Below are 23,393 nucleotides of genomic sequence, written 5' to 3' on the forward strand. Positions count from 1 at the left end.
TTGTACAGAGTAAAACGCTGGTTTACCACGTAAAAGGGTAAACGCCAGTGCCATGACGTATGTCCTCTGGTTATAGTGATTTCACCACGTACACCATCGTTGTACACAGTACAACGACCAACCCAAGGTCGAATCATGAGCCAGCCATCCGTCAGCCCTTCTCCGATCAATCGCGACATAGAACGCGTGTCTCCCGAACTCGTCCAGGCCGCCGCGCGCTTTCAAGCCGCGATCCTGGCCGATGTCGCCGGCCGCCGCGGCACGGTGCATGGCCGCGTGCGGCCGCTGTCGCCGAAGATGAAGGTCGCCGGCCCCGCAGTCACGGTCGAAGTCCGTGTGGGCGACAACCTGGCGATCCATGCGGCGCTTGCCGTCGCGAAGCCGGGCGACGTCGTCGTGGTCGACGGCAAGGGCGACATCTCGTGCGCGCTGCTCGGCGAAATCATGGCGACGCAGGCGAAGGCGAGCGGTATCGCCGGCATCGTTATCGACGGCGCGGTGCGCGACGCACACGAACTGGCCAACGGCGACTATCCGGTCTTCTCGGCCGGCCTCAATCCGTGCGGCCCGACCAAAAGCGTGGCAGGGCGCGTGAATGCGCCGATCTCGCTGGGCGGCACCGCGGTCAATCCGGGCGACCTGGTGGTCGGCGACACCGACGGCGTCGTCGTCATTCCGCGCGCCGACGTCGCGCGCATCGTCGAGCTTGCGCAGAAAAAACTCGACGCCGAAACCGCGCGTATCGCCGCGATCCACAAGGGCGACGTTCGTCCGGGCTGGATCGAGAAGGAACTGCGCGCAGTGGGGATGCTGGCCGAAGGCGAGGCACTCTGATGCAGGCCGGTTCGCATAAACCCGTCATTCTCGTGACCGCCGCCGACCTCGCGCCGCAAGCGCTCGACATGCTTGCGCAGTTCGACGTCGTGTTCGCCGGCAGGCAACCGACCGAAGACGACATCGCGGCGCTCTGCACCCAGCACAAGCCGGTCGCGATCATCGTCCGGTACGGCAAGATCAACGCACGCATCATGGACGCCGCCGAAAACCTGCAGGTGATTTCGAAGCACGGCAGCGGCATCGACGTGATCGATCAGGACGCTGCCGCCGCGCGCGGCATCGCGGTGCGCGCCGCGGTCGGCGCGAATGCGGCCGCCGTCGCCGAGCACGCATGGGCGCTGCTGCTCGCCTGTGCGAAGTCGGTTCCGCAGCTCGATATCCGCATGCGCGAAGGCCATTGGGACAAGTCGACGCACAAGTCGGTCGAACTCGACGGACGCACGCTCGGCCTCGTCGGACTCGGCGCGATCGGCCGGCGCGTGGCCGCGATCGGCACGGCGTTCGGCATGAAGGTACTCGCGTTCGATCCGTTCGCGAAGGAAGCGCCTGCCGGTGTGAAGCGGGTGCCGCTCGACACGCTGTACGCGGAGTCGGACTTCGTGTCGCTGCATTGTCCGTTGACGGCCGACAACCGCCGGATGCTCAACCGCGACACGCTCGCGCATTTCAGGCGCGGCGCGATTCTCGTCAATACCGCACGCGGCGGGTTGATCGACGAAGCCGCGCTCGCCGACGCGCTGGCGAGCGGCCAGTTGCGCGCGGCCGGGCTCGACAGCTTCGACGTCGAGCCGATGACGGCGCCGCACCCGTTCCAGCAGATCCCCAACGTGATTCTGTCTCCGCATATCGGCGGCGTGAGCGATGCCGCGTACGTGAACATGGGGAAGGGCGCCGCCGCCAACATTCTCGCGGCGCTCGACGAACGCGCGCACAGCGCGGCCTGAACCCCGAACATCGAGGTACGCATGTTTTATCTGACGAGTCCCGAAGTGCGCGAAGCCGACCTGTTCACGCGCATGCCGGAGAAGTTTCGCAAGCCGGATGTCCGCACGGAATGGGCGCGCGCGAACCGCGGCGGCATGGTTACGGATTCCTTTCTCGAAGGGCCGGTGTGGGATCCGGACGGCTATCTGTTCGTGACCGACATTCCGCACGGGCGCATCTTCCGCATTTCGCCGTCGGGCGACTGGGATCTCGTCGTCGAATACGACGGCGAACCCAACGGGATGAAGCGCTTCGACGCATCGCACCTGATCATCACCGACTACCGGAACGGCCTGATGCTGCTCGATATCGAGCGCGGTGAAATTCGTCCGTATCTCGAGCGCCGCAACACCGAGCGCTTCAAGGGCGTGAACGACCTGACGTTCGACTCGGCCGGCAACATCTACTTCACCGACCAGGGGCAGACCGGGCTGCACGATCCGACGGGCCGCGTGTATCGGCTGTCGCCCGACGGCAAGCTCGACATGCTGCTTGGCACCTGCCCGAGCCCGAACGGGCTCGTCCTGTCGCGCGACGAGAAGGTGCTGTTCGTCGCGATGACGCGCGGCAATGCCGTGTGGCGCATGCCGCTGCAGGCCGACGGGTCGGTCACCAAGGTCAGCCAGTTCTTCACGTCCTACGGACCGAGCGGCCCCGACGGCCTCACCGTCGATCTCGAAGGCCGCCTGTTCGTCGCGAATCCGGGGCTCGGCCGCGTGTGGGTGCTCAATCACTGCGCGGAGCCCGTCGAGATCCTGACCGGACCGAAAGGGGCGTCGCTCACGAGCGTGTGCTTCGGCGGCCCGGACATGAAGACGCTTTTCATCACCGAATCGACGTCCGGTTCGGTCCTGAAAGCGGAGATGGCCATTGCCGGTCCGCTGCCGAAACAGGCCGCGAAGAAGGACTGAGACCCACGAGCCGAACCGGGAAGCCGCTCGCCGGCTTCCCGCCCGCCTGCCGATAGATCGCGCCGCCAGCCGCGCGACGAAGGAGACAAGCATGACCATTTCGCACGCGCTGCATGCCGGCGACGACGCACCGCGCGCCGACGCGCCAAGCGCGGAGCGCCTGGCCGGCGACGATTACGCGGCCAGCGAGCGCACGCTCGCCAAGGCGTTCCGGCGCATTCTGCCGTTCATCTTCGCCTGCTACGTGATCAGCTATCTCGACAGAACCAACGTCGGTTTTGCCGCGCTCACGATGAACAAGGATCTCGGTCTCACGGCCGAGCAGTTCGGTTTGGGCGCCGGCCTCTTCTTCATCGGCTACTTCCTGTTCGAGATCCCGAGCAACCTGATCATGCAGAAGGTCGGGGCGCGCGTGTGGATCGCGAGAATCATGATCACGTGGGGCCTGTTCTCGATGGCGACGGCGTTCGTCGTCGGGCCGAAGAGCTTTGCGGCTGCGCGTTTTATGCTCGGGCTCGCCGAGGCGGGGTTCACGCCCGGCATCTACCTGTATTTCACGCACTGGTTTCCCGGCAAGTGGCGGGCGAAGGTGACGGCCGCCTTCCTCGTCGGCATTCCCGTCGCGAACATGATCGGCTCGCCGATTTCCGGTGCGCTGCTCGAATTCGGCGGCCTGCATGGGCTGCGCAGCTGGCAGTGGCTGCTGCTGATCGAAGGCATCCCTGCGGTGCTGCTCGGCATCGCGTGCCTGTTCGTGCTGGCCGACCGTCCCGAGAAAGCTGCATGGCTCAGTGACGAAGAGAAGGCATCGCTCGCGAAGCGACTTGCGTTCGAGCAGCGCGACATCGGTGCGAAGCACGGCAGCAACCTGCGCGACGCGATGACGAACTGGCGCGTGTTCGTGCTCGCGTTCGTCAACTTCTGCGGGATCGTCGGCTCGCTTGGCGTCGGCTTGTGGATGCCGCAGATCATCAAGCAGTTCGGCGTCGAACACGCGGTGGTCGGCTGGCTGACGGCCATTCCGTATGCGATCGGCGCCGTCGCGATGCTCTGGTGGGCGCGTCTCGCCAATCGCGCGGCCAACCGCATTCCGTACGTCGCCGGTGCGCTGGCCATCGCCGCCGTCGCGTTGTGCGCGAGCGCCTTCATTCATGCGCCGGCTTTCAAGCTGATCGCACTGTGCGTCACGGTGAGCGGGGTCCTCGCGTTCCAGGCGACGTACTGGGCGATTCCGTCCGGATTCCTCACCGGCCGGGCCGCCGCGGGCGGACTCGCGCTGATCGTGTCGGTCGGCAATCTCGGCGGCTTCGTCGGGCCGTCGATGATCGGTGCGCTCAAGCAATTTTCCGGCGGCTTCACCGCGCCGCTCATCGCCGTGTCGAGTGTGCTGCTGCTCGGCGCGTTGACCATCGCGTGGCTCGGCGATCCGGGCTCGGGCGCCGGCGAAGCGCCTGCCGCCCGCGAGCCATGAATTTTCGTTCGTCGGATCCACCCACAAAAAAACAGTTTGGAGACTCCATGTTGTCGAATCAGGCCCGCCAGAATGCCCTCCCGTCATCCCGTTTCGTGCTGGGCGCCGTCACCGTCGCGAGCGCGACCTTGTGGTGCGGTGCCGCGCATGCGCAAAGCAGCGTCACGCTGTACGGCATCGTCGACGTCGGCATCGAGCACATCAACAACACGAGTACCGGCGGCGCGCAGACGCGCGAAGCGTCGGGCAACCTGTCCGGTTCGCGCTGGGGACTGAAGGGCGTCGAGGATCTCGGCGGCGGCATGAAGGCCATTTTCCAGCTGGAGAGCGGCTTCAACGTCAATGACGGCACGACTGCGCAGTCGACGAAAGGCCTCGGTTCGAACGCCGCCACGACGTCGCGAATTTTCGGGCGGCAGGCGTGGGTCGGGCTGTCGTACCGAGGTCAGCAACTGACGTTCGGCCGCCAGAACTCGCTCTTCTACGAACAGGCCGTGGCCTTCGACCCGATGGGCGCGTCGTCGCGATACTCGGTGCTGTCGCTCGACTACGCGGCGGCCGCGCGGATCGACAATTCGGCGAAGTACACCGGCGTGTTCGGTCCGCTGACGGCGCAGGCCATGTATAGCACCCGCTACGACACCGGATACGGCGCCGAGGTGCCGGGCGCGCAACTCACCGGCCGCTTCTTCAGCGGGGCGTTGAGTTTCGCGCAAGGGCCGCTCGCCGCGAGCGTGTCGTACGAGCAGCGCAACAGCAACACCGTCGCGACGAACACGGGCACCGAGCGACGCGCCACGGCCGCCGCGTCGTATGCGATCGGACCGGTGAAGGGATTCGCCGGTTATCGCTACCTGCGTGCGTCGAACGCGTTCCTGCCGGCGAATCCGATCCGTGTCGGTAACGGCGCCGAAGCCAGCGCGGCGAACCTGTACTGGGCCGGCGCGCAATACACGGTGTCGCCGGCGTTCGTGGTCACGGCAACGGCTTATTACCAGGACGTGCATTCGACCAATGCCGATCCATGGCTTGCCGTGCTCTGTGCGGACTATCTGCTGTCGAAGCGCACCGATATCTACGCGACGGCGGCTTTCGCGCGCAACAAGGGCGGCTCCGCGCTGGGCGTGAACGGCTACGGCACGGTCGCACCCGATCACAACCAGACGGGCGTGGTGATCGGCATGCGCCAGAAGTTCTGAGGCGAGTGCGATGCAGACCGTTCATGCGCCCCATCTGCCCGTCAGGCCCGAGTGGCTCGCATTGCGCGACGAGCCCGTGCTCGAACCCGAGCTGGCCATCGTCGACGCCCACCATCACCTGTGGGACCGCCAGACCGGGCGCTATCTCGCGGACGAGTTCGGCGCGGACGTGCATAGCGGCCATCGGGTCGTGTCGACGGTCTACGTGCAGTGTCGATCGATGTTGCGCGCAAGCGGGCCCGACGCGTTCAAGCCGGTCGGCGAAGTGCAATTCGCGAGCGGCATCGCCGCGATGTTCGACAGCGGCGCGTACGGCCCCGCGCGATGCTGCGAGGCCATCGTCGGCGGCGCCGATCTGTCGCTCGGCGCGGAACTCGACGCGGTGCTCGACACGATGCTGCAGGTGTCCGGCGGGCGATTGCGCGGAATCCGCAATCCGCTCGCGTGGCATGCGAGCCCCGACGTGCGATCGAGCCCGGTGACGCCGCCGCGCGACCGGATGTCGGATCCGGCTTTCCGGCGGGGCGTGACGACGCTCGGCCGTTACGGGCTGTCGCTGGACGCGTGGGTCTATCACACGCAGCTCGACGACCTGTACGAACTCGCGCGCGCATGCGAGCACGTCATCGTCGTCATCGACCATTTCGGCGGCCCGGTCGGCGTGGGTCCGCACGCCGGCCGGCGTGCCGAAGTGCATGCGCAATGGAAGCGGCAACTCGAGCGTCTCGCCGCGCTGCCGAACACGCGCATGAAGCTCGGCGGCGCGGGCATGACCGTGTTCGGTTTCGACTTCGCCGCGCGCGCGCTGCCGCCGTCGTCGCAGGAACTGGCCGCGGCGTGGCAGCCCTGTTTCGACACCTGCGTCGAACTTTTCGGCGTCGATCGCTGCATGTTCGAGAGCAACTTCCCCGTTGACAAGGGGATGTTCGGCTATCGCGTGCTGTGGAACGCCTTCAAACGACTTGCGTCCGCGATGTCGGCCGATGAAAAGGCCGCGCTGTTCAGCCGCACGGCCGCATCGACGTATCGCATCGCGATTCCCGGAGACAACCCATGAAGACGAGTGCAACCGTAGCGACGCAGGAGAGGGCGTCCGCGGCCGCGGAAAAAGCGCTCACGCGCGTGACCGGTATCGAGTGGCGTTCGCTGTCGCTCGCGGGGCTCGGCTGGACGTTCGAGAGCTACGATTCGTTCCTGCTTTCGCTGCTGCTGCCGACGCTCGCGCTGCAGTTCGGATTGAGCAAGGCGCAGCTCGGCATTTTCACGAGCGTAACGGCGGCCGGCCAGATCGTCGGCGGCATTCTGTTCGGCTTCGTGTCGGACCGGATCGGGCGCGTGCGCACCGCGCTGCTGTGCGTCGGCATCTACTCGCTGTTCTCCGGCCTGATCGCGTTTGCGCCCGACGCGCACTGGTTTGCCGCGCTGCGCTTTTTCGGCGCGCTCGGCATGGGCGGAACCTGGACCGCCGGCGCGGCGCTCATCGCGGAGACCTGGCATCCGAGCCGGCGCGGCAAGGGTGGCGCGCTGATGCAGATGGGCTTGCCGATCGGCGCGATTCTCGCGATCGCGATCTCGGGCATCGTCGGTGCCGCGCATGGCGGATTGGCCGGCGACAGCTGGCGTCTGCTGTTCCTGATCGGTGCGTCGCCGTTCTTCATTCTGTTCTGGGTCGCGCGCAAGACGCCGGAATCGCCGATCTGGCTCGAACGCAGGCACGCGAAATCGCAGGCGCGCAAGCTCGACAACGCAAGTCACGAGAAGCTGAACGTGCGCGGCCTGCTCACCGCCTTCTGCTTCATCTTCTTTCTGCAGTACCTCTACTGGGGCGTATTCACGTGGACGCCGACGTTCCTCGTCACGGTGAAGCACCTCGACTTCGTGCATAGCCTGAAGTTCGTGCTGGCGCTCCAGTTCGGCGCGATCGCCGGGTTCCTGCTGTTCTCGGCATGGGTCGACCGGCTCGGTCGGCGGCCGATGTTTCTGGCGTACCTGCTGGTCGGCGCGATGGCCGTCGGCGTGTACATCGTGTCGGCGAATCCGTTGCTGCTGATGGCCGCGATCTTTCTGACCGGGTTCAGCGTGAACGGCATCTTCGCGGGTGCCGGCCCGTTCCTCGCGGAGATCATCGGCAATACCGCATCGCGCGGGTTCTTCATGGGCCTCGCGTACAACGGCGGCCGGCTCGGCGGCTTCATCGCGCCGCTGGTCATCGGTGCGCTGGCGTCGACGCCGGACGGCTTCGTGCTCGGACTCGCGACGACGATCGTGGCGTTCGTCGCCGCGGCCGCTGTCGTGCTGTTCGCGCCCGAAACGCGCGGAAAGGCGCTGTCATGAGCGTGGCAACTGAAGCAGGGTGGGTGAGCCGGCTGTTTCCCGCGCTGTCGGAAGCATCGCTGCGGCGCTACCTGAGCGGACAGGTCGCGTCGGTGCTCGGCAGCTGGACGCAGAACGTCACGCTCAATCTGCTGATCTATCACCTGTCCGGCTCGGGCGCGATCCTCGCGCTGCTCAACTTCCTGCTGTACGGGCCGCAACTGATCGTCGCGCCGGTGGCGGGCTCCCGCATCGGCTCGGCCAACGCGCGCCGCGTGACGCTATGCGTGCTGACGACGTCGCTGCTGCTGACGGGCAGCCTCTTCACGTTGTCGCTGCTCGGCCTGCTCGGCGTGAAGCTGATCCTCGCGCATGCGCTGGCGATCGGCGTGTCGAGCGCGGTCGAAACGCCCGCGCGGCAGGTGCTGCTTCTGACGAGCCTCCAGGATGCGACGCACACCTCCAACGCGGTCGCGATGAACACGATGGTCTACAACGTCGGGCGCATGGTCGGCCCGACCATCGCCGGCTTCGTCTATCCGACGCTCGGGCCCAGGACGTCGTTTGCGATCTATGCGCTCGCGCTGTGCTTCATGGCGGCGTGCGTGCGGTCGATCCGGACCGCGTCGGCGAACCGCCCGTCGCGCGCGGAGAGCGGCCTGCGCGACGCGGTCGGCTACGTGATGTCCGATGCGTTCTCGGCCCGCTATCTGCCGATTCTCGCGTGCATCGGCCTGTTCGCCGGCAGCTACCAGACGCTCGTGCCGCTGCTCGCGGACCAGGGCTTTCACGACGCGGCGCACTTTACCGGCGTGTTCTTCGCGTGCGCCGGCGCCGGCTCGTTGAGTGCGGCGGTGCTGCTGTCGTCGGCGTTCGGGCCGCGCGCGTCGCACCGGTTCATCGCATACGCGCCGTGGACCGCGGTCGGCGCGCTGGCCGTGCTGGCCGCGACGACCGGTGCGGCGGGATCGATTCCCGCGTTCTATGCACTCGGCTTCAGCCTCACGTTCGCGGCCACGTCGACGAACGCGACCATTCAGCGCCAGTGTCCGGAACACGTGCGCGGCGGGCTCGTCGGGATGTACGGCATGGCCTACAACGGCACGATGCCGTTCGGTTACCTGCTCGTCGGAAGCGCATCGGAGGCGCTCGGCGTGCGACACACCTTCGCCGCCATGGCGTCCGTGCTCGCGTGCGGCGTCGTTGCGGTTATCGCATGGCAACGGTTCACAGGAACGCGCTCAGGCGCACAATAAACGGAGACAACATGCAAACGGGTTTCATGGACGCGTCCGCGATCGAGCGCCGGACCATACGAAAGGTCGTCTGGCGACTCGTTCCCTTTTTGATGATCTGCTACCTGCTTGCCTTCATCGACCGGGGCAACGTGGGGATGGCGTCGCTGCAGATGAACGAGGACCTCGGGATGTCGGCGAAGGTCTTCGGCTTCGGCAGCAGCCTGTTCTTCATTTCGTATTTCTTTTGCGAAGTGCCGAGCAACCTCGCGCTGCAGAAATACGGCGCGCGGATCTGGATTGCCCGGATCATGATCACGTGGGGCATCGTGTCGGCGGCGACCGCGCTCGTACACAACGCGACGACGTTCTACGTGCTGCGCTTTCTGCTGGGCGCGGCCGAGGCCGGCTTCTTTCCGGGCGTGCTGCTTTATCTGTCGTACTGGATTCCCGCGCAGTATCGTGCGCGGATCGTCGCGACGTTCATGGTCGCGATTCCGGCCGCGAGCTTCATCGGCTCGCCGCTCTCCGCGCTGCTGTTGCAGATGGACGGCGTCTGGGGCCTGCGTGGATGGCACTGGCTGTTCATCCTCGAAGGCATTCCGACCGTGCTGCTCGGCGTCGCATGCCTGTTCATACTGACGAACAAGCCGGAAAACGCGACGTGGCTCGACGACGACGAGCGCGCGTGGCTCTCGGGCGCGCTGGCAGCCGGCAACAAGACCCGCAAGAAGGTGCTGTCGCTGCCGCTCACGCAACTGTTCCGCAATCGCTACGTGCTGTGTCTCGCGCTCGTCGACACGTGCGCTTCCGCGGCAGGCAGCACGCTGTCGGTGTGGCAGCCGCAGCTGCTGAAGTCGTTCGGCCTGACCGTCATGCAGACCGGCCTGCTGAACTCGGTGCCGTATGCGCTGGCCTCCATCCTGATGGTCTACTGGGGCCGGCGCTCGGACCGCGTCGGCGAGCGGCGCTGGCACACGGTCGTGCCGATGCTGCTGATCGGCGTGGGCCTGTTCGCGACGTCGCTGAGCGGATCGCTGCTGCCCACGATCTGCATGCTCTGCGCGGTGCTGGTCGGCGCGTATTCGTTCAAGGGCCCGTTCTGGGCACTCGCCACCGACATGCTGTCCAACAGCACCGTGGCGGCCGGGCTCGCGACGGTCAACGCGATCGCGAACCTGCTCGGCGGCGGGCTGATGGTGAACGTGTACGGGTGGGTGAAGGCGGCGACGGGCAGCTACGCGCTCGCGTTGATGCCGCTCGCGATCCTCACGCTCGTGAGCGTCGCGACGCTGTTGCTGCTCACGCGCAATCATGCGGCCGGCAAGCTGGTCGGCAAGACGGAGACCATCTGATCATGGCGCGCATCGCGAGACGCGGATTCCTCCGGATCGCCGGCGCGACGCTCGCTTCGGCTGCATTGCCGAGGCCGGCCGCCGCCGGCGAAACGTGGTCGAGCGGCACCGGGCGGCCGGCGTTCCGGCTGCCCGAAGGGGCGATCGACTGTCACATGCACATCTACGACGACCGGTTCCCGGTCGCGCCTGGCACGACGCTGCGACCGCCGAATGCGACCGTCGCGCAATATCGGAGCGTGCAGGCGCGCATCGGCGTGAAGCGCAACGTGGTCGTGACGCCGTCGACGTACGGGACCGACAATCGCTGCACGCTGGCCGCGATCGCGCAGTTCGGCGCCGACGCGCGCGGCGTGGCCGTCGTCGACGGCACCGTGAGCGACGACGAACTTCGGGCGCTCGATCGCGGCGGTATCCGCGCGATCCGGTTCAACCTGAGCTATCCGGGCGCGACGACGCTCGACATGCTGGCGCCGCTCGCCGCACGCATCGCGAACCTCGGATGGCATATCGAGCTGGTGGTTCAGGGCGCGCGGCTGCCGGAGCTGGAGCCGCATCTTGCGGCGCTGCCTTGTCCGCTCGTCATCGACCATATCGCGCATGTGCCGCAGCCCGGCGGGCTGGCGTCGGCCGCGTTTCGTACCGCGCAACGCCTCGTTGAAAAGGGCAATACGTGGATCACGTTGTCGGGGCCGTATGTCGACAGCAAGACGGGCGCGCCTGCGTACGATGACGTCGCACCGATCGCGAAGGCGCTGATCGACATGGCGCCGGAACGCATGCTCTGGGGCACCGACTGGCCGCACCCGACGCAGAAGACGGACAAGCCGGACGACGCAGGCATGCTGGACGTGATCGCCGGCTGGATCGGGCGTCCGGACTGGCAACGAATGATATTCGTCGCTAATCCGGAGCAGTTGTACCGCTGGAACTGAAGGCTGATCGCACAGTCGCTTTTTTGATTCGCATGGACCGCGAATCGATCCTCGAACAAGAAGTCGCGATGCGCTCTCGGGGAGGAAATCTTCGGAAACTGGACGTCGTCCTCGCCGTCGATCTCGATCCACTTCGCCAGCTTGGCCGGATTTCGCTGCCTTCGTCTTCTAGAAACGATCGATCATCCCGAACTGGATGCCTCTCACCGATGCCCCCGGCCACGACGGCGGGAGGCCGGTCACGTTGACGCCTTTCAGCGTGAACGACGCGTGGCCGCGGTTACGCAGCCACGCGGCGCTCGCATACAGCAGGATCCGCTTCGACACGTCGTACTCGCATGCGGCGCTGAACTGGTCGACGTCGTTGTCGCCGCCCGAGCGGTCGCGCAGCCACGTGTAACCCAGCGACGTGCGAAAGCGCGCATTCACCGCGTAGCGCGCCGACGCCGACACGCCGTCGTTGTGATATCGGGGCGTTCCGCCGTCGCCGTTGAAATACGACAGGAAGGCGGTCACCGGGCCGAATGCGTAGGACACGCCGCCGAGGTTGGCGCGCAGCGCGCCGCTGCCGTGGGTTTGCTGATGCGCGTACGAAACGCGCAGCGGGCCGCCATGCCACGAGAACGTCTCGATGTGCCCCGCGAGGCCGTTGCCGTCGCCGTCCGTTGCGTCGCGCAACGACGCCATGATCGTGGTCGAGAAGCCGTGGACTTCCGGCGAAAGATACGTGATCGCATTGCTTGCGTACGGCGTGATTTTCGACAGGTTGTCGAGCCCCGACGCGATCGTGCCCGCGCCGAACGCATCGAGCTGCCCCTTGAACGGGATATAGATCGGCGAATACTGGCGGCCGACCCGCACCGTGCCGTAGCGCGAACTCACGCCGATCCATGCCTGGCGGTTGAACACCGTATTGGCGACGGCCTGCGTGCCGTTAGTCGAGCCGAAGCCGCTTTCGAGGTCGAACAGGATCTTGACGCCGTTGCCGATATCCTCGGCGCCGCGCATGCCGATGCGCGAACCGCGATATGCGCCGGAATCCATCCGCGCGACGTAGCCCGCGCCGGGATTCGTGAGTTCGATGCTCGTGTCGATCGCACCGTACAGCGTCACGCTGCCTTGCGCGTGGGCCGGCGACGGATGCGCGGCCACGATCGTTGCGGCCGCACCGATATGCGCGGCGAAGCGGATGCGGGCGACCGACCGGCGTGGCGGGCGCGGTCGGCCGTTTCCCGACGCGACGTCGTGGTAGTCGGGATGGGAGGCGGGACAGGAATGACTCATGGGGAAGGCAGGGATGGCGCCGCAGCAGCGGCATGACGCGCCGGATGCGGCGTGGCGCGGCAACCTTCGCCGCGCCACGCCGCGCATGATCCGGCCGGATCGCGCGCTTACTTGTTGTCGGGCAATGCGTAGGCGATCACGTAGTCGCCGCGATCGGGCGACTGGCGCGCACCGCCCGCCGAGATGACGATGTACTGCTTGCCGTCGATCGTGTAGCTCATCGGCGTGCCCTGGCTGCCCACCGGCAGGCGTGCCTTCCACAGTTCCTTGCCCGTCGAGCTGTCGAACGCTCGCAGGTAGTAGTCCTGCGTCGCCGCGAAGAACACGAGACCGCCGCCGGTCGCGAGCGAGCCGCCGATGGTGGGCATGCCGATCGGTGACGGCATGTGCATCTGCACGCCGTAGAGGCGCGTGTCCTTCACCGTGCCGAGCGGCACTTGCCATGCGATGCTGCGCGTCTTCAGGTCGACCGCGGTGAGGCTGCCGAACGGCGGCTTCTGGCACGGAATCCCGAGCGGCGAGAAGAAGCGGTCCTTCAGCACCGAGTACGGTGTGCCGCCGAGCGGCACCGCGCCCATGCCCGCATTCACCGATTCGTTGCCGTCGGACGTGCCGCTACGGTTCTTTTCCTTCTCCAGATGGACCCAGAGGCCGAGCCGCATGTCGTTCACGTAGATCACGCCGGCGTTCGGATCGTACGACAGGCCGCCCCAGTTCATCCCGCCGAGCGAGCCGGGGAAGCTGAGCGAGCGATCGGTGTCCGGCGCGGTGAAAAGACCGTCGTAGCGCATCCCGCGGAAGATCACGCGGCACATCAGCTGGTCGATCGGCGTGACGCCCCACATGTCCGAATCCTTCAGCACCTCGGCGCCGATCTGCGGCATGCCGACCGACAGCGGCTGGGTTTTCGAATACGGCTCGTTCGGAATCGACGCGGTCTTGACCGGATGCTCGACGACCTTCGTCAGCGGCTGGCCGGTTGCGCGGTCGAGCACGAACAGCTGGCCCATCTTGGTGCCGACGATCAGCGCAGGCACGTGCTTGCCGTCTTCCATCGGGAAGTCGACCAGCGTCGGCTGCATCGGCACGTCGTAGTCCCAGAGGTCGTGATGCACGGTCTGGAAGTGCCACTTCTCCGCACCCGTCGTCGCATCGAGCGCGAGGATCGATGCGCCGTACTTTTCGTCGAGCGCGGTGCGCTTGACGCCCCACAGGTCGATCGCTGCGTTGCCGACCGGCATGTAGATCGTGTTCGACGTCGCGTCGTAGGTCATCGGCGCCCACACGTTCGGTGTCGAGCGTGTGAAGAGCTTGCCTTGGGCCGGCTCGGCGTGATCGTCCGGATTGCCCGGATCGAATGCCCACTTCATCTTGCCCGTCATCACGTCGAAGCCGCGGATCACGCCGCCGGGCATGTCGAGCGACACGTTGTCGGCGACCCGGCCGCCCGTGACCACGGTGGTGCCCGCCACCGTCGGCGGCGACGTGAGTTCGTACAGCGGGCTTTTCGCGTTACCGAGGCCGGCCTTCAGGTCGATGACGCCATGATCGCCGAAGTCGTCGCACAGCTTGCCCGTGTCGGCATCGAGCGCGACGAGCTTCGCGTCGATCGTGTTCATGAAGATGCGGCGGCGGCACATGGCCGGATCGCCGGACGCGGCGATCGGCGACACCGGCGTCGAGCCGGCGACGCTCGGCTGCACGAGCGGTTTGTCGGCGTCGAAGTACGCGAGGCCGCGGCAGCGCACCCAGACCGTCGTCTTGGTCGGGAACGCGTGGCGCCATTTTTCCGTGCCCGTCGCGGCATCCACGGCGATCACGGTGTTGTGCGGCGAGCACAGGAACAGCGTCTTGCCGACCTGCAGCGGCGTTTCCTGATCTTCCGAGCCGCCGCCGTCCGGGCTGAGCGGCGTGTCGCCGGTGCGGAACGTCCACGCGACCTGCAGGTTCTTCACGGTGTCGCGATTGATCTGCGCGGCGCCCGCGAAGCGGTCGCCGCCGGCGGAGCGCCCATAAGCGGTCCAGTCGTCGGTGCCGGCGTGGCTGGCTGCCGGGAGCGGCGCTTCGGTGCCGAACGTGCCGTGCGGCACGAACATGCCGTAGACGAACGCGCCGTTGCATGCGAGCAGCACGGCGGCGATGCCCCAGGCCGCGCCGCGGGCGGGCGCCTTGCCTTCGGCACGGCGCAGCAGCGGCCACGCCGCCGCGAGCAGCATGCCGATCATCGAGAACATGAAGATCCTCGTGTTGAGCGGCCAGAAATCGAAGCCGGCCTCCCACACGGCCCACAGCGCGGTGGCGATCAGCATCACGAGGTAGATCGGGACCGCACTGGAGCGGCGTCGCGCGAGCTGGACGCCGGTCGCGCACAACGCAAGCCCGGCCAGCAGGTAATACCAGCTGCCGCCGCGTGCGATGAGCATGCCGCCGCCGATCGCGAAATAGATCCCTAGAAGCACGCAGGCCAGTCCGGCGAGGGCAAACCCGATTCGGGCCGCACCGCGAACGGGCGCTGGATGTGATTGGATGGACATGGTTGTCTTCTCTCGGTTTGCGCCGGGCGGGGAGCGAAGGGGAGACGCTCGCGGCACGGGAGTGCGGCCGCGCATGCACCCCGGAGCGACATGCGGCGTTGCACGCATGCCTTCACAGGCTCCGGAGGCGAACCTTCTCTTTCCCGACGTCGAGTTAGTTCAGGAAATTAACCAAATAGTGCATTTTATATCAATCGACGAATTGCTTCATGTTTTAACTATCTGACGAGACGATGACGATGGCGCGCGCGGAGGGGATGCCGGGTTCTTCGCGGCACGCGCGCGAACTGCGCGGCGGTTACGCCGAGCCGTTCGGTCGCACGTCCACGCATCAAGCCCGTGCCCACCCCACACAGCCTTGGATTACCTTGAGTCGATCAGGCTCTCGCATCGTCAGTGTCACCCATCCGGATGGCTGCATGGTCGGCTCCGCGCTCGCTCAACGAGCCGTCCAGCATGCCAGACGCATTTGCAATCGAAGGGCGATGGTGCCGCGTCCATGGCGAAGTGGCCGGCAACGGGGTGGCGGGCGAAGCGTCGGCTCGATTGGGGAATCATAAAATTCCGAATAACGGGAATAGCGATAATTTTTTGGGGATGCCGCTGGAATCGTGGATGTACGGAATTCCATGAAATTGTGAGGAATGGATCGGGTAAACGTGTGTGCGACAAACGTGACGTCGACGTTTTGCTGTTTGACAAATCCCGTAATTCGGGATTACAGTAAAACCCATCCCATTCAAACCGTCGAGCGGCCGCATGAACATCCCACAGTTGGACACCGATACCGGAACCCGAAGCGGGGCGAGCGTCGTGCTCGAGACGGCGCGCGACGCCGGCGTCGACGTCTGTTTCGCCAATCCCGGCACCACCGAGATGCCGTTCGTCGGTGCGCTCGACACCGTGGCGGGCATGCGCTCGATCCTCGGGCTGTTCGAAGGCGTGTGCACGGGCGCCGCGGACGGCTACGGCCGCATGACCGGCAAGCCCGCGATGACGTTGCTGCATCTCGGGCCGGGCCACGCAAACGGCATCGCCAACCTGCACAATGCGCGCCGTGCGCGCACGCCGATCCTGAACATCGTCGGCGATCACACGCGCGATCATCTGAAGTACGACGCGCCGCTCACGTCGGACATCGAGTCGCTCGCCCGCCCCGTTTCGGTGTGGTATCGCAGCGTCGCGCGCGATACGGATCTCGCGACGGATACGGCCGACGCGATTTCGGCCGCGATGGGCGCGCAGCGCGGCGTATCGACGCTCGTGCTGCCGGTCGACCTCCAGTCGGCCAAGGTGCGCAATGCGGCGTCGCCCGCCGTCGTTCGCCCGGCCACGGTGTCGTTCGACCCCGCGCAGGTCGGGCGGGTCGCGGATCTGCTGCTCAGCGGCCATCGCGCGGTGCTGCTGATGGGCGGCCGTGCGTTGTCGGCGCGCGGGCAGCGCGCGGCGGCGCGCATCGCGGCGGCGACCGGCGCGACCTGCTTCAGCGAAACCTTCCCGGCGCGCGCCGAGCGCGGCGGCGGCCTGCCGGACATCGACCGGCTGCCTTACTTCCCCGAGCCGGCGCTGGCCGCGCTGGCCAGCCGGCGCGTGGTGCTGGCGGGCGCGCTCGCGCCCGTCACCTACTTCGGCTACGAAGGCATTCCAGGCGAACTCGCGCGCCCTGAAGACATCGTGACGCTCGCCGCGCCGGGCGACGCTGCCGACGATGCGCTCGAAGCGCTGGCGGATCGCATTGGCGCACCGGAGCACGCCGACGGCGTGCCAGTCGAATGCTGGCAGGTCGAGGAGGGGTCGCTGACGCCGCAGGCCGTCGGCCGCGTGCTGGCGAATGCGTTGCCGGACGACGCGATCGTGTCGATCGAGGGCGGCACGTGCGGCTATCCATTCGTCACCGCGTCGGCGCGCGCCCGCCGTCACACGATCCTCACGAATACGGGCGGCGCGATCGGCCAGGGTTTGCCGGTGGCGCTCGGCGCCGCCGTCGCGTGCCCGGACCGCCGCGTGTTCGCGCTGCAGTCCGACGGCAGTGCGCAGTACACGATCCAGGCGTTGTGGACGATGGCGCGCGAGCGTTTGCCGGTCGTCGTGCTGATCGCGTCGAACCGGCGCTACGGCATCCTGCAGACCGAACTCGCGCGCAGCGGCTTGCCGGCCGACACGCCGCACGCCAGCCGCCTGACGCTGCTGGACGATCCGCCGATCGACTGGCTCGCGCTGTCGCGCGGCTACGGCGTGCCGGCCGAGCGCGCGAGCACGACGCAAGCGTTGGTGCAGGCGCTCGACGACGCGCTCACGTATGCCGACGGGCCGACGCTCATCGAAATGTGCGTGGCCTGATCGCGCACCCGCTTTCCCCTTCAATCCGGACTCTCACCTTTCATCGCTATGGATCTGCAACTCCACGGAAAAGCCGCGTTCATCACCGGCGGCAGCATGGGCATCGGCAAGGCCGTCGCGCTCGAGCTGGCCCGCGAAGGCGTCGATGTCACCCTCGCCGCGCGGCGCATCGAACATCTCGAAGCGGCCGCCGCCGAGCTTCGCGCGGAACTCGCGCCGCTGGGCGACACGGCGGGTGCGATCCTGCCCGTCACGTTGGACACGACCGACATGGCGTCCGTCGAAGCGGCGATGGCCGCGAGCGTCGAGCGCTTCGGCCGGCTCGACATCCTGCTGAACGGCGCCGCGCATCCGGGCGGCCTCGTGCGGGCCGAGCTGGAACACGCCGACCCGCAGGGGCTGCTTCAGGACATCGACATCAAGGTGGTCGGCTACCTGCGCTGCGCGAAGGCGGCCGCGCCCTACATGCGGCGCAACGGCTTCGGCCGGATCGTCAACATCGGCGGCCTCACGGGCCGCGGCAGCAAGCAGCTGTCCGGCATGCGCAACGTCGCGATCGTGCACCTGACCAAGACGCTGTCCGACCAGCTCGGCCCGTTCGGCATCACGGTCAACACGATTCACCCGGGCGTCGTCGAGACGCCGCACATCCACGAACTCTACGAGAAAGAGGCGCAGAAGCAGGGGCTCACGGCCGCGGAGGTCGAGGCGAACTACGTGAAGGTCACGCCGATCCGGCGCGTGCTGCAGCCGGAAGAAATGGGGTGGATCGTCGCGTTTCTCGCATCGCCGAAATCCGGCTCGATCACCGGCGAGTCGATCGGCTGCGACGGCGGCCTCACGCGCGGCATTTTTCTCTGACACGAGGAGCATTTCATGACCGCAACCGTACTGGTCGCCACGGCCGGGCAAGGCATCCTGCGCTCGAACGACGACGGCAAGACCTGGCATCGCCTCGGGCTCGCCGAGCCGATCGAATTCGACGGCATCGTCCGTGCGCTCGCAGTGGACCCCGCGACCCCGTCGCGCGTCTATGCCGGCGCCGATGCGGGGCTGTGCATCAGCGAGGACGGCGGCGCGCACTGGTTTCGTCCGGAGAACCTGCTGAACGGGCAGACGGTCTGGTCCATCGCGATCGATCCGGCGAACCCCGCGGTGCTCTATGCGGGCACCGGCGCACCGTCGCGCGCCGCGCTGTACAAGTCGAGCGACGCGGGCCTGACGTGGGAGAGAACGGCGCCCGAGTTCCCCGAGTTCTGCGCGGGCGTCAATCGCCCGCGGTTACTGACGATCTGCGTGGATCCGGACGACGGCCGCAACGTCTGGTACGGCGTGGAGGAGGGCGGCGCGTGGCGCAGCCGCGATGCCGGCGCGAGCTGGGCGCGCGTGGACGGCCCCGGCACGGCGATCCGCAACAGCGACATCCATGCGATCGCCGTGCTGTCCGCCACGGCGGACCGGCCGAAAACCACGGTGCTGCTGACGGTCAACGCGGTGTACGTGAGCGAGGACGACGGGCAGACCTGGGATGCCAGACAGTCGCGCGACCGCTTCGACGGGCTGTACTACACGCGCACGGTCGTGCAGCTGCCGGAGCCGGAAGGCGACCTGCTGATGGCGATCGGCGACGGCACGCCCGGCACCCGCAGCCGCATCTACCGGTCGACCGATCGCGGCTACGCGTGGCACGAGACGGACCTGCAGACGCCGCCGAATTCCACGTTCTGGGCGTTCGGCGTCCATGCGGCCCGGCCGGCGCTCGTCTATGCGGGCACCAAGTACGGGCACCTGTTCCGTTCGCGCGACGGCGGCCGGAACTGGGCCAAGGAGTGGCGCGATTTCAGCGAGATCACGGCCGTCGCGTGGACGCCGTTCGAAGCACCGCTCGTGGCGCACGCGCAGTCGATCAATTGAGGGGAGCGAACGATGACACCGTCCGACATCCAGCGGCACGCCGAGCGCGCGAACGCGAGCGGATTGCCGCTGCCGACCCCGCGCGTCCAGCGCACCCACCTGTCGCTGTTCGTGCGCGACCCCGTGCGCTCGAGCACCTGGTACGCCGAAGTGCTCGGCATGACGGAAACCGCGCGCGGCGAGCAGTGGGTGTTCATGTCCTTCGGCCAGAAGCACCATGACATCGCACTGATCCGCGCGGCGTCCGACGCGGAGCTCGGCACGATCGGCCTGCAGCACTACGGGCTCGAGATCGCCGGCGGACTGACCGCACTGCGTCGCCTGTACGGCATGCTGATTCGCCGCAACGTGCCGATCGTCAAGATCACCGATCACAAGGTCGGGATCGGCGTGTACTTCACGGACCCGGACGGCAACCGCCTCGAATTCTTCTGCGAAACCGTCACCGACGACGAAGAGGGCAAGCGCGTGCTGCACCGGTACAACGCACCGAGCGACCCCGCGCAACTCGATCCGCTGTTCGACTGACGCGCCGGTCTTCCATTTCCCCATAGCCGACATTTAACAGAGGATTCCTGATGAGCAAGATCGCCAATCTCGAAGGGTTTCATATCCGCAAGTGGTATACGCAGATCGAGGATTCGCTCGCGAACGAATCCGGCCAGCTCGCGGACGGCGAGCCGCTGCGCAAGATCGTGATCGCCGCGGCCGTTCACAACCCGTATGCGGGGCGCTTCAGCGAAAACCTCGACGACCTGGTGCGTCCGTCGCCCGCGCTCGGCAAAGAGTTCGCGCGGCGTATCGAAGCGCTCGCCGCGGACCGTGCGATCGAGAGTTACGGCAAGGCCTGCCTGGTCGGCTCGGCCGGCGAATACGAACACGGCAACGCGTTCCTGACGTCGATCTTCGCGGAGCCGATCCGGGCGGCGCTGGGCGGCGGGAAGTCGTGGGTGCCGTCGAGCGGCAAGCGCGGCCCGGTCAATACCGTGATCGACGTGCCGCTCGCGCACAAGGATGCGCTCTACGTGCGCTCGCACTACGACACGGTGACGTGTCTGTTCCCCGATGCGCCCAACGACGACGAAGTGCTGGTGATCTTCGCGTTCGCGACGCGCGGCCGCCTGCATGCGCGGCTCGGCGGGCTGAAGGCAAGCGAGATCGTCGGCAACGACGGTCTGGTCTGATCGCCGATGCAGGCCGGGGAGGAGAGGATGAATACGGCATCCGTGAAGGATGGGTGGGTCGACAGCGACGGGCTGCGGCTGCGCTACGTGAGCTGGGGGCGCGACGATGCACCGGCCGTGGTGATGCTGCACGGGTTGCGCAGCTACGCGCACACGTGGGAGCCCGTCGCCGACGCGCTGGTCGACCGCTACCGGGTCGTGGCGCTCGATCAGCGCGGCCGCGGGCTGAGCGACTGGGATCCGCAGCGGGACTATTACGCGACGGCCTACGTGCGCGATCTCGACGCGCTGGTGCGCGCGCTCGGCCTGCAACGATTCGTGCTGGTCGGGCACTCGATGGGCGGCGCCAATGCGTTCGTCTATGCCGCAGCGCAGCCGGAACGGCTCGCCGGCCTCGTGATCGAGGACATGGGCCCCGGTGCGTCGGCCGGTTCGCAGGGTTCGGAGCGCATCAAGCGCGAGCTGAAGGAAACGCCGGACGCGTTCGCGTCGTGGGACGACGCGCGCGCGTTCTGGCGACGCCAGCGGCCGAACATCGCGGAATCCACGCTCGATTCGCGCGTCGCGTACTCGCTGAAAGAGGATGCGCAAGGGCGGATCGTGTGGCGGCACGACGCCGACGGGATTGCGGCAGCGCGGCTCGCCGCGACGCCGGAGCAACTCGTCCATCTGTGGCCGCTGGTCCTCAACCTGCACGTGCCGACGCTGCTGTTGCGCGGCGGCGCATCGGATTTCCTGTCCGCGGACGTGGCGGCCGAAATGGTCGCGGCCAATGCCGGAATCGACCGGATCGACATTCCCGGCGCGACGCACTACGTGCATGACGATCAACCCGCCGCGTTCAACCGCGCATTGCGCACGTGGCTCGATCGTCTCGACGATCCGGCGTGGCGCACGGGAGGCTGACGCATGAGCGCGAACCAACCGGAACGGACCTCGGTCGCGATCGTCGGCGCGGGGCCGAACGGCGCGGCGATGGCGAACCTGCTCGGACTCTATGGCGTCGCGACGGTGATCATCGAGAAGGCGCCGCAGATCGTCGAGTTTCCGCGCGCGGTCGGCATCGACGACGAGGCGCTGCGGCTGTTCCAGACCGCCGGCCTCGCCGACGAACTGAGCCGCGACATCATCCAGAACGTGCCGCTGCGGATGTTCAAGGCGAACGGCGAATGCTTCGCCGACATCCGCCCGTCGATGCGCGAATTCGGCTGGTGGCGGCGCAACATCTTCATGCAGCAGCTGGCCGAGCGAACGCTGCGCGACGGGCTGGCTCGCTACCCGCATGTGTCGCTGCGGACCGGCGAAGAAGTGGTCGGTGTCGCACAGGACGACGAACGCGTCACACTGCAGGTGCGCCGCGCCGACGGGCGGCACTACGCGCTCGAGGCCGACTACGTGGTGGCGGCCGACGGCGGCCGCAGCCCGATGCGCGAGTGGCTCGGCATCAAGCTGGCCGGCACCACCCATCCGATGAAGTGGGTGGTGGTCGACGTGAAGAACGCCGGGCTCGACCAGCCGTGCACCGCGCTGAACTGCGACCCGCGCCGTCCGAACGTCTGCATCTACCTGCCGTTCAATTTCCGGCGCTGGGAGTTTCTCGTGTTCCCGCACGAGGATGAAGAAGCGATCGCGCGGCCGGAATCGATCCGCGCGTTGATCGCGCCGTACGTCGACGATGTCGAGCGCCTCGAGATCGTGCGCGCGCGGACCTATACGCACCATTCGCGCATCGCCGAGCGCTTCGTCGTCGGCCGCGTGGCGCTCGTCGGCGATGCGGCCCACCTGACGCCGCCGTGGATCGGCCAGGGCCTGAATGCGGGCTTGCGCGACGTCGGCAATCTCGCGTGGAAACTGGCGGGCGTCGTCAACGGTGCGTTGCATCCCGGCGTGATCCACACGTACGAATCGGAGCGGCGCGATCACGCGAAGGCGATGATCGACCTCGCGGACACGTTCGGCGCGATGCTGATGCCGACCAGCCGGCTCGTCGCGTTCCTGCGCGATCGTTTCCTCGGGCTCGCGCGGTTTGCGCCCGGCCTGAAGGACTACATCCTGCAGATGCGTTTCAAGCCAATGCCGAGCTATACGCGGGGCGTCGTGCTGCCGGGGGTGCCGGATGGTGCAGTCGGCAGGATGATCGCGCAGCCCGACGTCGAGACGGCCGACGGCGTGCGCCGCAAGCTCGACGACGTGCTCGGCCTGTGGTTCTCGATCGTCGGCTGGCAATGCGATCCGCAGGCGTGCCTGAGCGACGACGACCGCGCGTACTGGGCAGCGCTGGGCGCAACGTTCATTCAGGTCAATCGTTCGCGCAGCGGCACCGGCCGAGCGGGCCGGTTGGCCAGCGGCTACGGCAGCACGTGCGTCGAAGACGTCGACAACGCACTGGCGACCTGGTTCGACCGCCATCCGGGCCCGCTCGTGGTGGTGCGCCCGGATCGCTACGTGGCCGCGCAGACGGATGCCGCGGGGATCGCCGGTGTGACCGCGGCCTTTCAGGCGTTCGCGCCGCGACAACGGGAGGAAGTCGATGTTTGTTGAGCAACGCACGTACACGCTGGTGCCGGGCGGCGTCGCCGATTATCTGCGGCTGTACGCGGAATGCGGCCGCAAGGCGCAGGAGCAGGCGCTCGGCACGATGGTCGGCTGCTTTGCGACGGAAGTCGGGCCGCTGAACCAGCTCGTCTATCTGTGGGCGTTCGATTCGCTGGACGATCGCGCGCGGCGACGTGCCGTGCTGATGGCCGATCCCGAGTTCAGGACGTTTCGCGGCAAGGTCCGGCATCTGCTCGTCAGACAGGAAAACCAGATTCTCCGGCAGGAAATCGGCGGCCTGTTGCGTGCGCCGAACCCGGCCGCGTGATGCGGTCGTCGCACCGTCCGCGCCCATCGTGCAG

The 23,393-nt window shown here is 67.2% G+C and carries 20 protein-coding genes; 18 read left to right on the top strand and 2 right to left on the bottom strand.

From position 1 onward, the window contains the following. Nucleotides 1-135: 135 nt before the first annotated feature. The 10 genes from HWX08_RS07660 (at nucleotide 136) to HWX08_RS07705 (ending at nucleotide 11,240) form a co-directional block, all read left to right on the top strand. The gene (locus HWX08_RS07660; RefSeq protein ID WP_069258531.1) at nucleotides 136-834 is read left to right on the top strand and encodes an RraA family protein; all 699 of its coding nucleotides are present in this window, start codon (nucleotides 136-138) and stop codon (nucleotides 832-834) included. Continuing rightward, nucleotides 834-1,781: an NAD(P)-dependent oxidoreductase gene (locus HWX08_RS07665; RefSeq protein ID WP_174919880.1), complete on the top strand. Its 948-nt coding sequence runs from the start codon at nucleotides 834-836 to the stop codon at nucleotides 1,779-1,781. Before HWX08_RS07660 ends, HWX08_RS07665 begins: the two co-directional genes overlap by 1 nt. A gap of 21 nt (nucleotides 1,782-1,802) precedes the next feature. After that, entirely contained in the window at nucleotides 1,803-2,732 is a 930-nt protein-coding gene (locus tag HWX08_RS07670) for an SMP-30/gluconolactonase/LRE family protein (protein WP_174919882.1), read from the top strand. Between the two features lie 91 nt (nucleotides 2,733-2,823). Further along, nucleotides 2,824-4,203 carry an MFS transporter gene (locus HWX08_RS07675; protein ID WP_069258528.1) on the top strand — a complete coding sequence of 460 codons (1,380 nt, stop codon included), beginning with the start codon at nucleotides 2,824-2,826 and terminating at the stop codon, nucleotides 4,201-4,203. A gap of 47 nt (nucleotides 4,204-4,250) precedes the next feature. Continuing rightward, complete coding sequence (locus HWX08_RS07680) at nucleotides 4,251-5,402, top strand: porin (protein WP_174919884.1); 1,152 nt, start codon at nucleotides 4,251-4,253, stop codon at nucleotides 5,400-5,402. Between the two features lie 10 nt (nucleotides 5,403-5,412). Further along, nucleotides 5,413-6,459: an amidohydrolase family protein gene (locus HWX08_RS07685; RefSeq protein WP_174919886.1), complete on the top strand. Its 1,047-nt coding sequence runs from the start codon at nucleotides 5,413-5,415 to the stop codon at nucleotides 6,457-6,459. After that, entirely contained in the window at nucleotides 6,456-7,736 is a 1,281-nt protein-coding gene (locus HWX08_RS07690; protein WP_174919888.1) for an MFS transporter, read from the top strand. Before HWX08_RS07685 ends, HWX08_RS07690 begins: the two co-directional genes overlap by 4 nt. Then, nucleotides 7,733-8,971, top strand: a complete 1,239-nt coding sequence (locus tag HWX08_RS07695; RefSeq protein ID WP_174919889.1) for an MFS transporter — start codon at nucleotides 7,733-7,735, stop codon at nucleotides 8,969-8,971. The genes HWX08_RS07690 and HWX08_RS07695 overlap by 4 nt, the downstream gene beginning before the upstream one ends. A gap of 11 nt (nucleotides 8,972-8,982) precedes the next feature. Further along, nucleotides 8,983-10,305 carry an MFS transporter gene (locus tag HWX08_RS07700; RefSeq protein WP_174919891.1) on the top strand — a complete coding sequence of 441 codons (1,323 nt, stop codon included), beginning with the start codon at nucleotides 8,983-8,985 and terminating at the stop codon, nucleotides 10,303-10,305. A 2-nt stretch (nucleotides 10,306-10,307) separates the two neighbouring features. Further along, nucleotides 10,308-11,240: an amidohydrolase family protein gene (locus HWX08_RS07705; protein WP_174919893.1), complete on the top strand. Its 933-nt coding sequence runs from the start codon at nucleotides 10,308-10,310 to the stop codon at nucleotides 11,238-11,240. Between the two features lie 168 nt (nucleotides 11,241-11,408). Here the strand turns inward: HWX08_RS07705 and HWX08_RS07710 are convergent, their stop codons facing one another. Together HWX08_RS07710 and HWX08_RS07715 are read right to left on the bottom strand one after the other, a co-directional pair. Continuing rightward, the gene (locus tag HWX08_RS07710) at nucleotides 11,409-12,524 is read right to left on the bottom strand and encodes a porin (RefSeq protein ID WP_174919895.1); all 1,116 of its coding nucleotides are present in this window, start codon (nucleotides 12,522-12,524) and stop codon (nucleotides 11,409-11,411) included. Nucleotides 12,525-12,631: 107 nt separating this feature from the next. After that, nucleotides 12,632-15,058 carry a membrane-bound PQQ-dependent dehydrogenase, glucose/quinate/shikimate family gene (locus HWX08_RS07715; RefSeq protein WP_174919897.1) on the bottom strand — a complete coding sequence of 809 codons (2,427 nt, stop codon included), beginning with the start codon at nucleotides 15,056-15,058 and terminating at the stop codon, nucleotides 12,632-12,634. A 759-nt stretch (nucleotides 15,059-15,817) separates the two neighbouring features. On the opposite strand from HWX08_RS07715, the gene HWX08_RS07720 reads away from it, so the two are divergent. Genes HWX08_RS07720 through HWX08_RS07755 form a run of 8 tightly spaced genes read left to right on the top strand, consistent with a single transcriptional unit; the run spans nucleotide 15,818 to nucleotide 23,359 of the window. Beyond that, nucleotides 15,818-17,398, top strand: coding sequence for an acetolactate synthase large subunit (locus tag HWX08_RS07720; protein ID WP_174919899.1), 1,581 nt, complete (start codon nucleotides 15,818-15,820; stop codon nucleotides 17,396-17,398). 48 nt (nucleotides 17,399-17,446) lie between these two features. Beyond that, nucleotides 17,447-18,259 carry an SDR family NAD(P)-dependent oxidoreductase gene (locus HWX08_RS07725; RefSeq protein ID WP_107312650.1) on the top strand — a complete coding sequence of 271 codons (813 nt, stop codon included), beginning with the start codon at nucleotides 17,447-17,449 and terminating at the stop codon, nucleotides 18,257-18,259. Between the two features lie 15 nt (nucleotides 18,260-18,274). Next, nucleotides 18,275-19,312, top strand: a complete 1,038-nt coding sequence (locus HWX08_RS07730; RefSeq protein WP_107312651.1) for a WD40/YVTN/BNR-like repeat-containing protein — start codon at nucleotides 18,275-18,277, stop codon at nucleotides 19,310-19,312. Between the two features lie 12 nt (nucleotides 19,313-19,324). Continuing rightward, a complete protein-coding gene (locus HWX08_RS07735; RefSeq protein WP_069258517.1) occupies nucleotides 19,325-19,840 on the top strand; it encodes a VOC family protein in 516 nt (171 codons plus the stop codon). 50 nt (nucleotides 19,841-19,890) lie between these two features. After that, nucleotides 19,891-20,496 carry an amino acid synthesis family protein gene (locus HWX08_RS07740; protein WP_174919901.1) on the top strand — a complete coding sequence of 202 codons (606 nt, stop codon included), beginning with the start codon at nucleotides 19,891-19,893 and terminating at the stop codon, nucleotides 20,494-20,496. 27 nt (nucleotides 20,497-20,523) lie between these two features. After that, complete coding sequence (locus HWX08_RS07745) at nucleotides 20,524-21,402, top strand: alpha/beta fold hydrolase (RefSeq protein ID WP_174919903.1); 879 nt, start codon at nucleotides 20,524-20,526, stop codon at nucleotides 21,400-21,402. Between the two features lie 3 nt (nucleotides 21,403-21,405). Further along, nucleotides 21,406-23,037: a bifunctional 3-(3-hydroxy-phenyl)propionate/3-hydroxycinnamic acid hydroxylase gene (locus HWX08_RS07750; RefSeq protein WP_174919905.1), complete on the top strand. Its 1,632-nt coding sequence runs from the start codon at nucleotides 21,406-21,408 to the stop codon at nucleotides 23,035-23,037. Next, nucleotides 23,027-23,359, top strand: coding sequence for an NIPSNAP family protein (locus HWX08_RS07755; RefSeq protein ID WP_174919906.1), 333 nt, complete (start codon nucleotides 23,027-23,029; stop codon nucleotides 23,357-23,359). Before HWX08_RS07750 ends, HWX08_RS07755 begins: the two co-directional genes overlap by 11 nt. Nucleotides 23,360-23,393: the final 34 nt, after the last annotated feature.

This window comes from Burkholderia metallica (genome assembly GCF_902832845.1).
Lineage (GTDB): Bacteria > Pseudomonadota > Gammaproteobacteria > Burkholderiales > Burkholderiaceae > Burkholderia > Burkholderia metallica.

Bases quoted from the DNA above. Each gene is read 5' to 3' on its own strand.
- HWX08_RS07670 (WP_174919882.1), top strand. From the start codon at position 1,803: ATGTTTTATCTGACGAGTCCCGAAGTGCGCGAAGCCGACCTGTTCACG.
- HWX08_RS07735 (WP_069258517.1), top strand. From the start codon at position 19,325: ATGACACCGTCCGACATCCAGCGGCACGCCGAGCGCGCGAACGCGAGC.
- HWX08_RS07745 (WP_174919903.1), top strand. From the start codon at position 20,524: ATGAATACGGCATCCGTGAAGGATGGGTGGGTCGACAGCGACGGGCTG.
- HWX08_RS07700 (WP_174919891.1), top strand. From the start codon at position 8,983: ATGCAAACGGGTTTCATGGACGCGTCCGCGATCGAGCGCCGGACCATA.
- HWX08_RS07730 (WP_107312651.1), top strand. From the start codon at position 18,275: ATGACCGCAACCGTACTGGTCGCCACGGCCGGGCAAGGCATCCTGCGC.
- HWX08_RS07720 (WP_174919899.1), top strand. From the start codon at position 15,818: ATGAACATCCCACAGTTGGACACCGATACCGGAACCCGAAGCGGGGCG.
- HWX08_RS07680 (WP_174919884.1), top strand. From the start codon at position 4,251: ATGTTGTCGAATCAGGCCCGCCAGAATGCCCTCCCGTCATCCCGTTTC.
- HWX08_RS07660 (WP_069258531.1), top strand. From the start codon at position 136: ATGAGCCAGCCATCCGTCAGCCCTTCTCCGATCAATCGCGACATAGAA.
- HWX08_RS07695 (WP_174919889.1), top strand. From the start codon at position 7,733: ATGAGCGTGGCAACTGAAGCAGGGTGGGTGAGCCGGCTGTTTCCCGCG.
- HWX08_RS07675 (WP_069258528.1), top strand. From the start codon at position 2,824: ATGACCATTTCGCACGCGCTGCATGCCGGCGACGACGCACCGCGCGCC.
- HWX08_RS07725 (WP_107312650.1), top strand. From the start codon at position 17,447: ATGGATCTGCAACTCCACGGAAAAGCCGCGTTCATCACCGGCGGCAGC.
- HWX08_RS07710 (WP_174919895.1), bottom strand. From the start codon at position 12,524: ATGAGTCATTCCTGTCCCGCCTCCCATCCCGACTACCACGACGTCGCG.
- HWX08_RS07705 (WP_174919893.1), top strand. From the start codon at position 10,308: ATGGCGCGCATCGCGAGACGCGGATTCCTCCGGATCGCCGGCGCGACG.
- HWX08_RS07665 (WP_174919880.1), top strand. From the start codon at position 834: ATGCAGGCCGGTTCGCATAAACCCGTCATTCTCGTGACCGCCGCCGAC.
- HWX08_RS07715 (WP_174919897.1), bottom strand. From the start codon at position 15,058: ATGTCCATCCAATCACATCCAGCGCCCGTTCGCGGTGCGGCCCGAATC.
- HWX08_RS07755 (WP_174919906.1), top strand. From the start codon at position 23,027: ATGTTTGTTGAGCAACGCACGTACACGCTGGTGCCGGGCGGCGTCGCC.
- HWX08_RS07685 (WP_174919886.1), top strand. From the start codon at position 5,413: ATGCAGACCGTTCATGCGCCCCATCTGCCCGTCAGGCCCGAGTGGCTC.
- HWX08_RS07750 (WP_174919905.1), top strand. From the start codon at position 21,406: ATGAGCGCGAACCAACCGGAACGGACCTCGGTCGCGATCGTCGGCGCG.
- HWX08_RS07740 (WP_174919901.1), top strand. From the start codon at position 19,891: ATGAGCAAGATCGCCAATCTCGAAGGGTTTCATATCCGCAAGTGGTAT.
- HWX08_RS07690 (WP_174919888.1), top strand. From the start codon at position 6,456: ATGAAGACGAGTGCAACCGTAGCGACGCAGGAGAGGGCGTCCGCGGCC.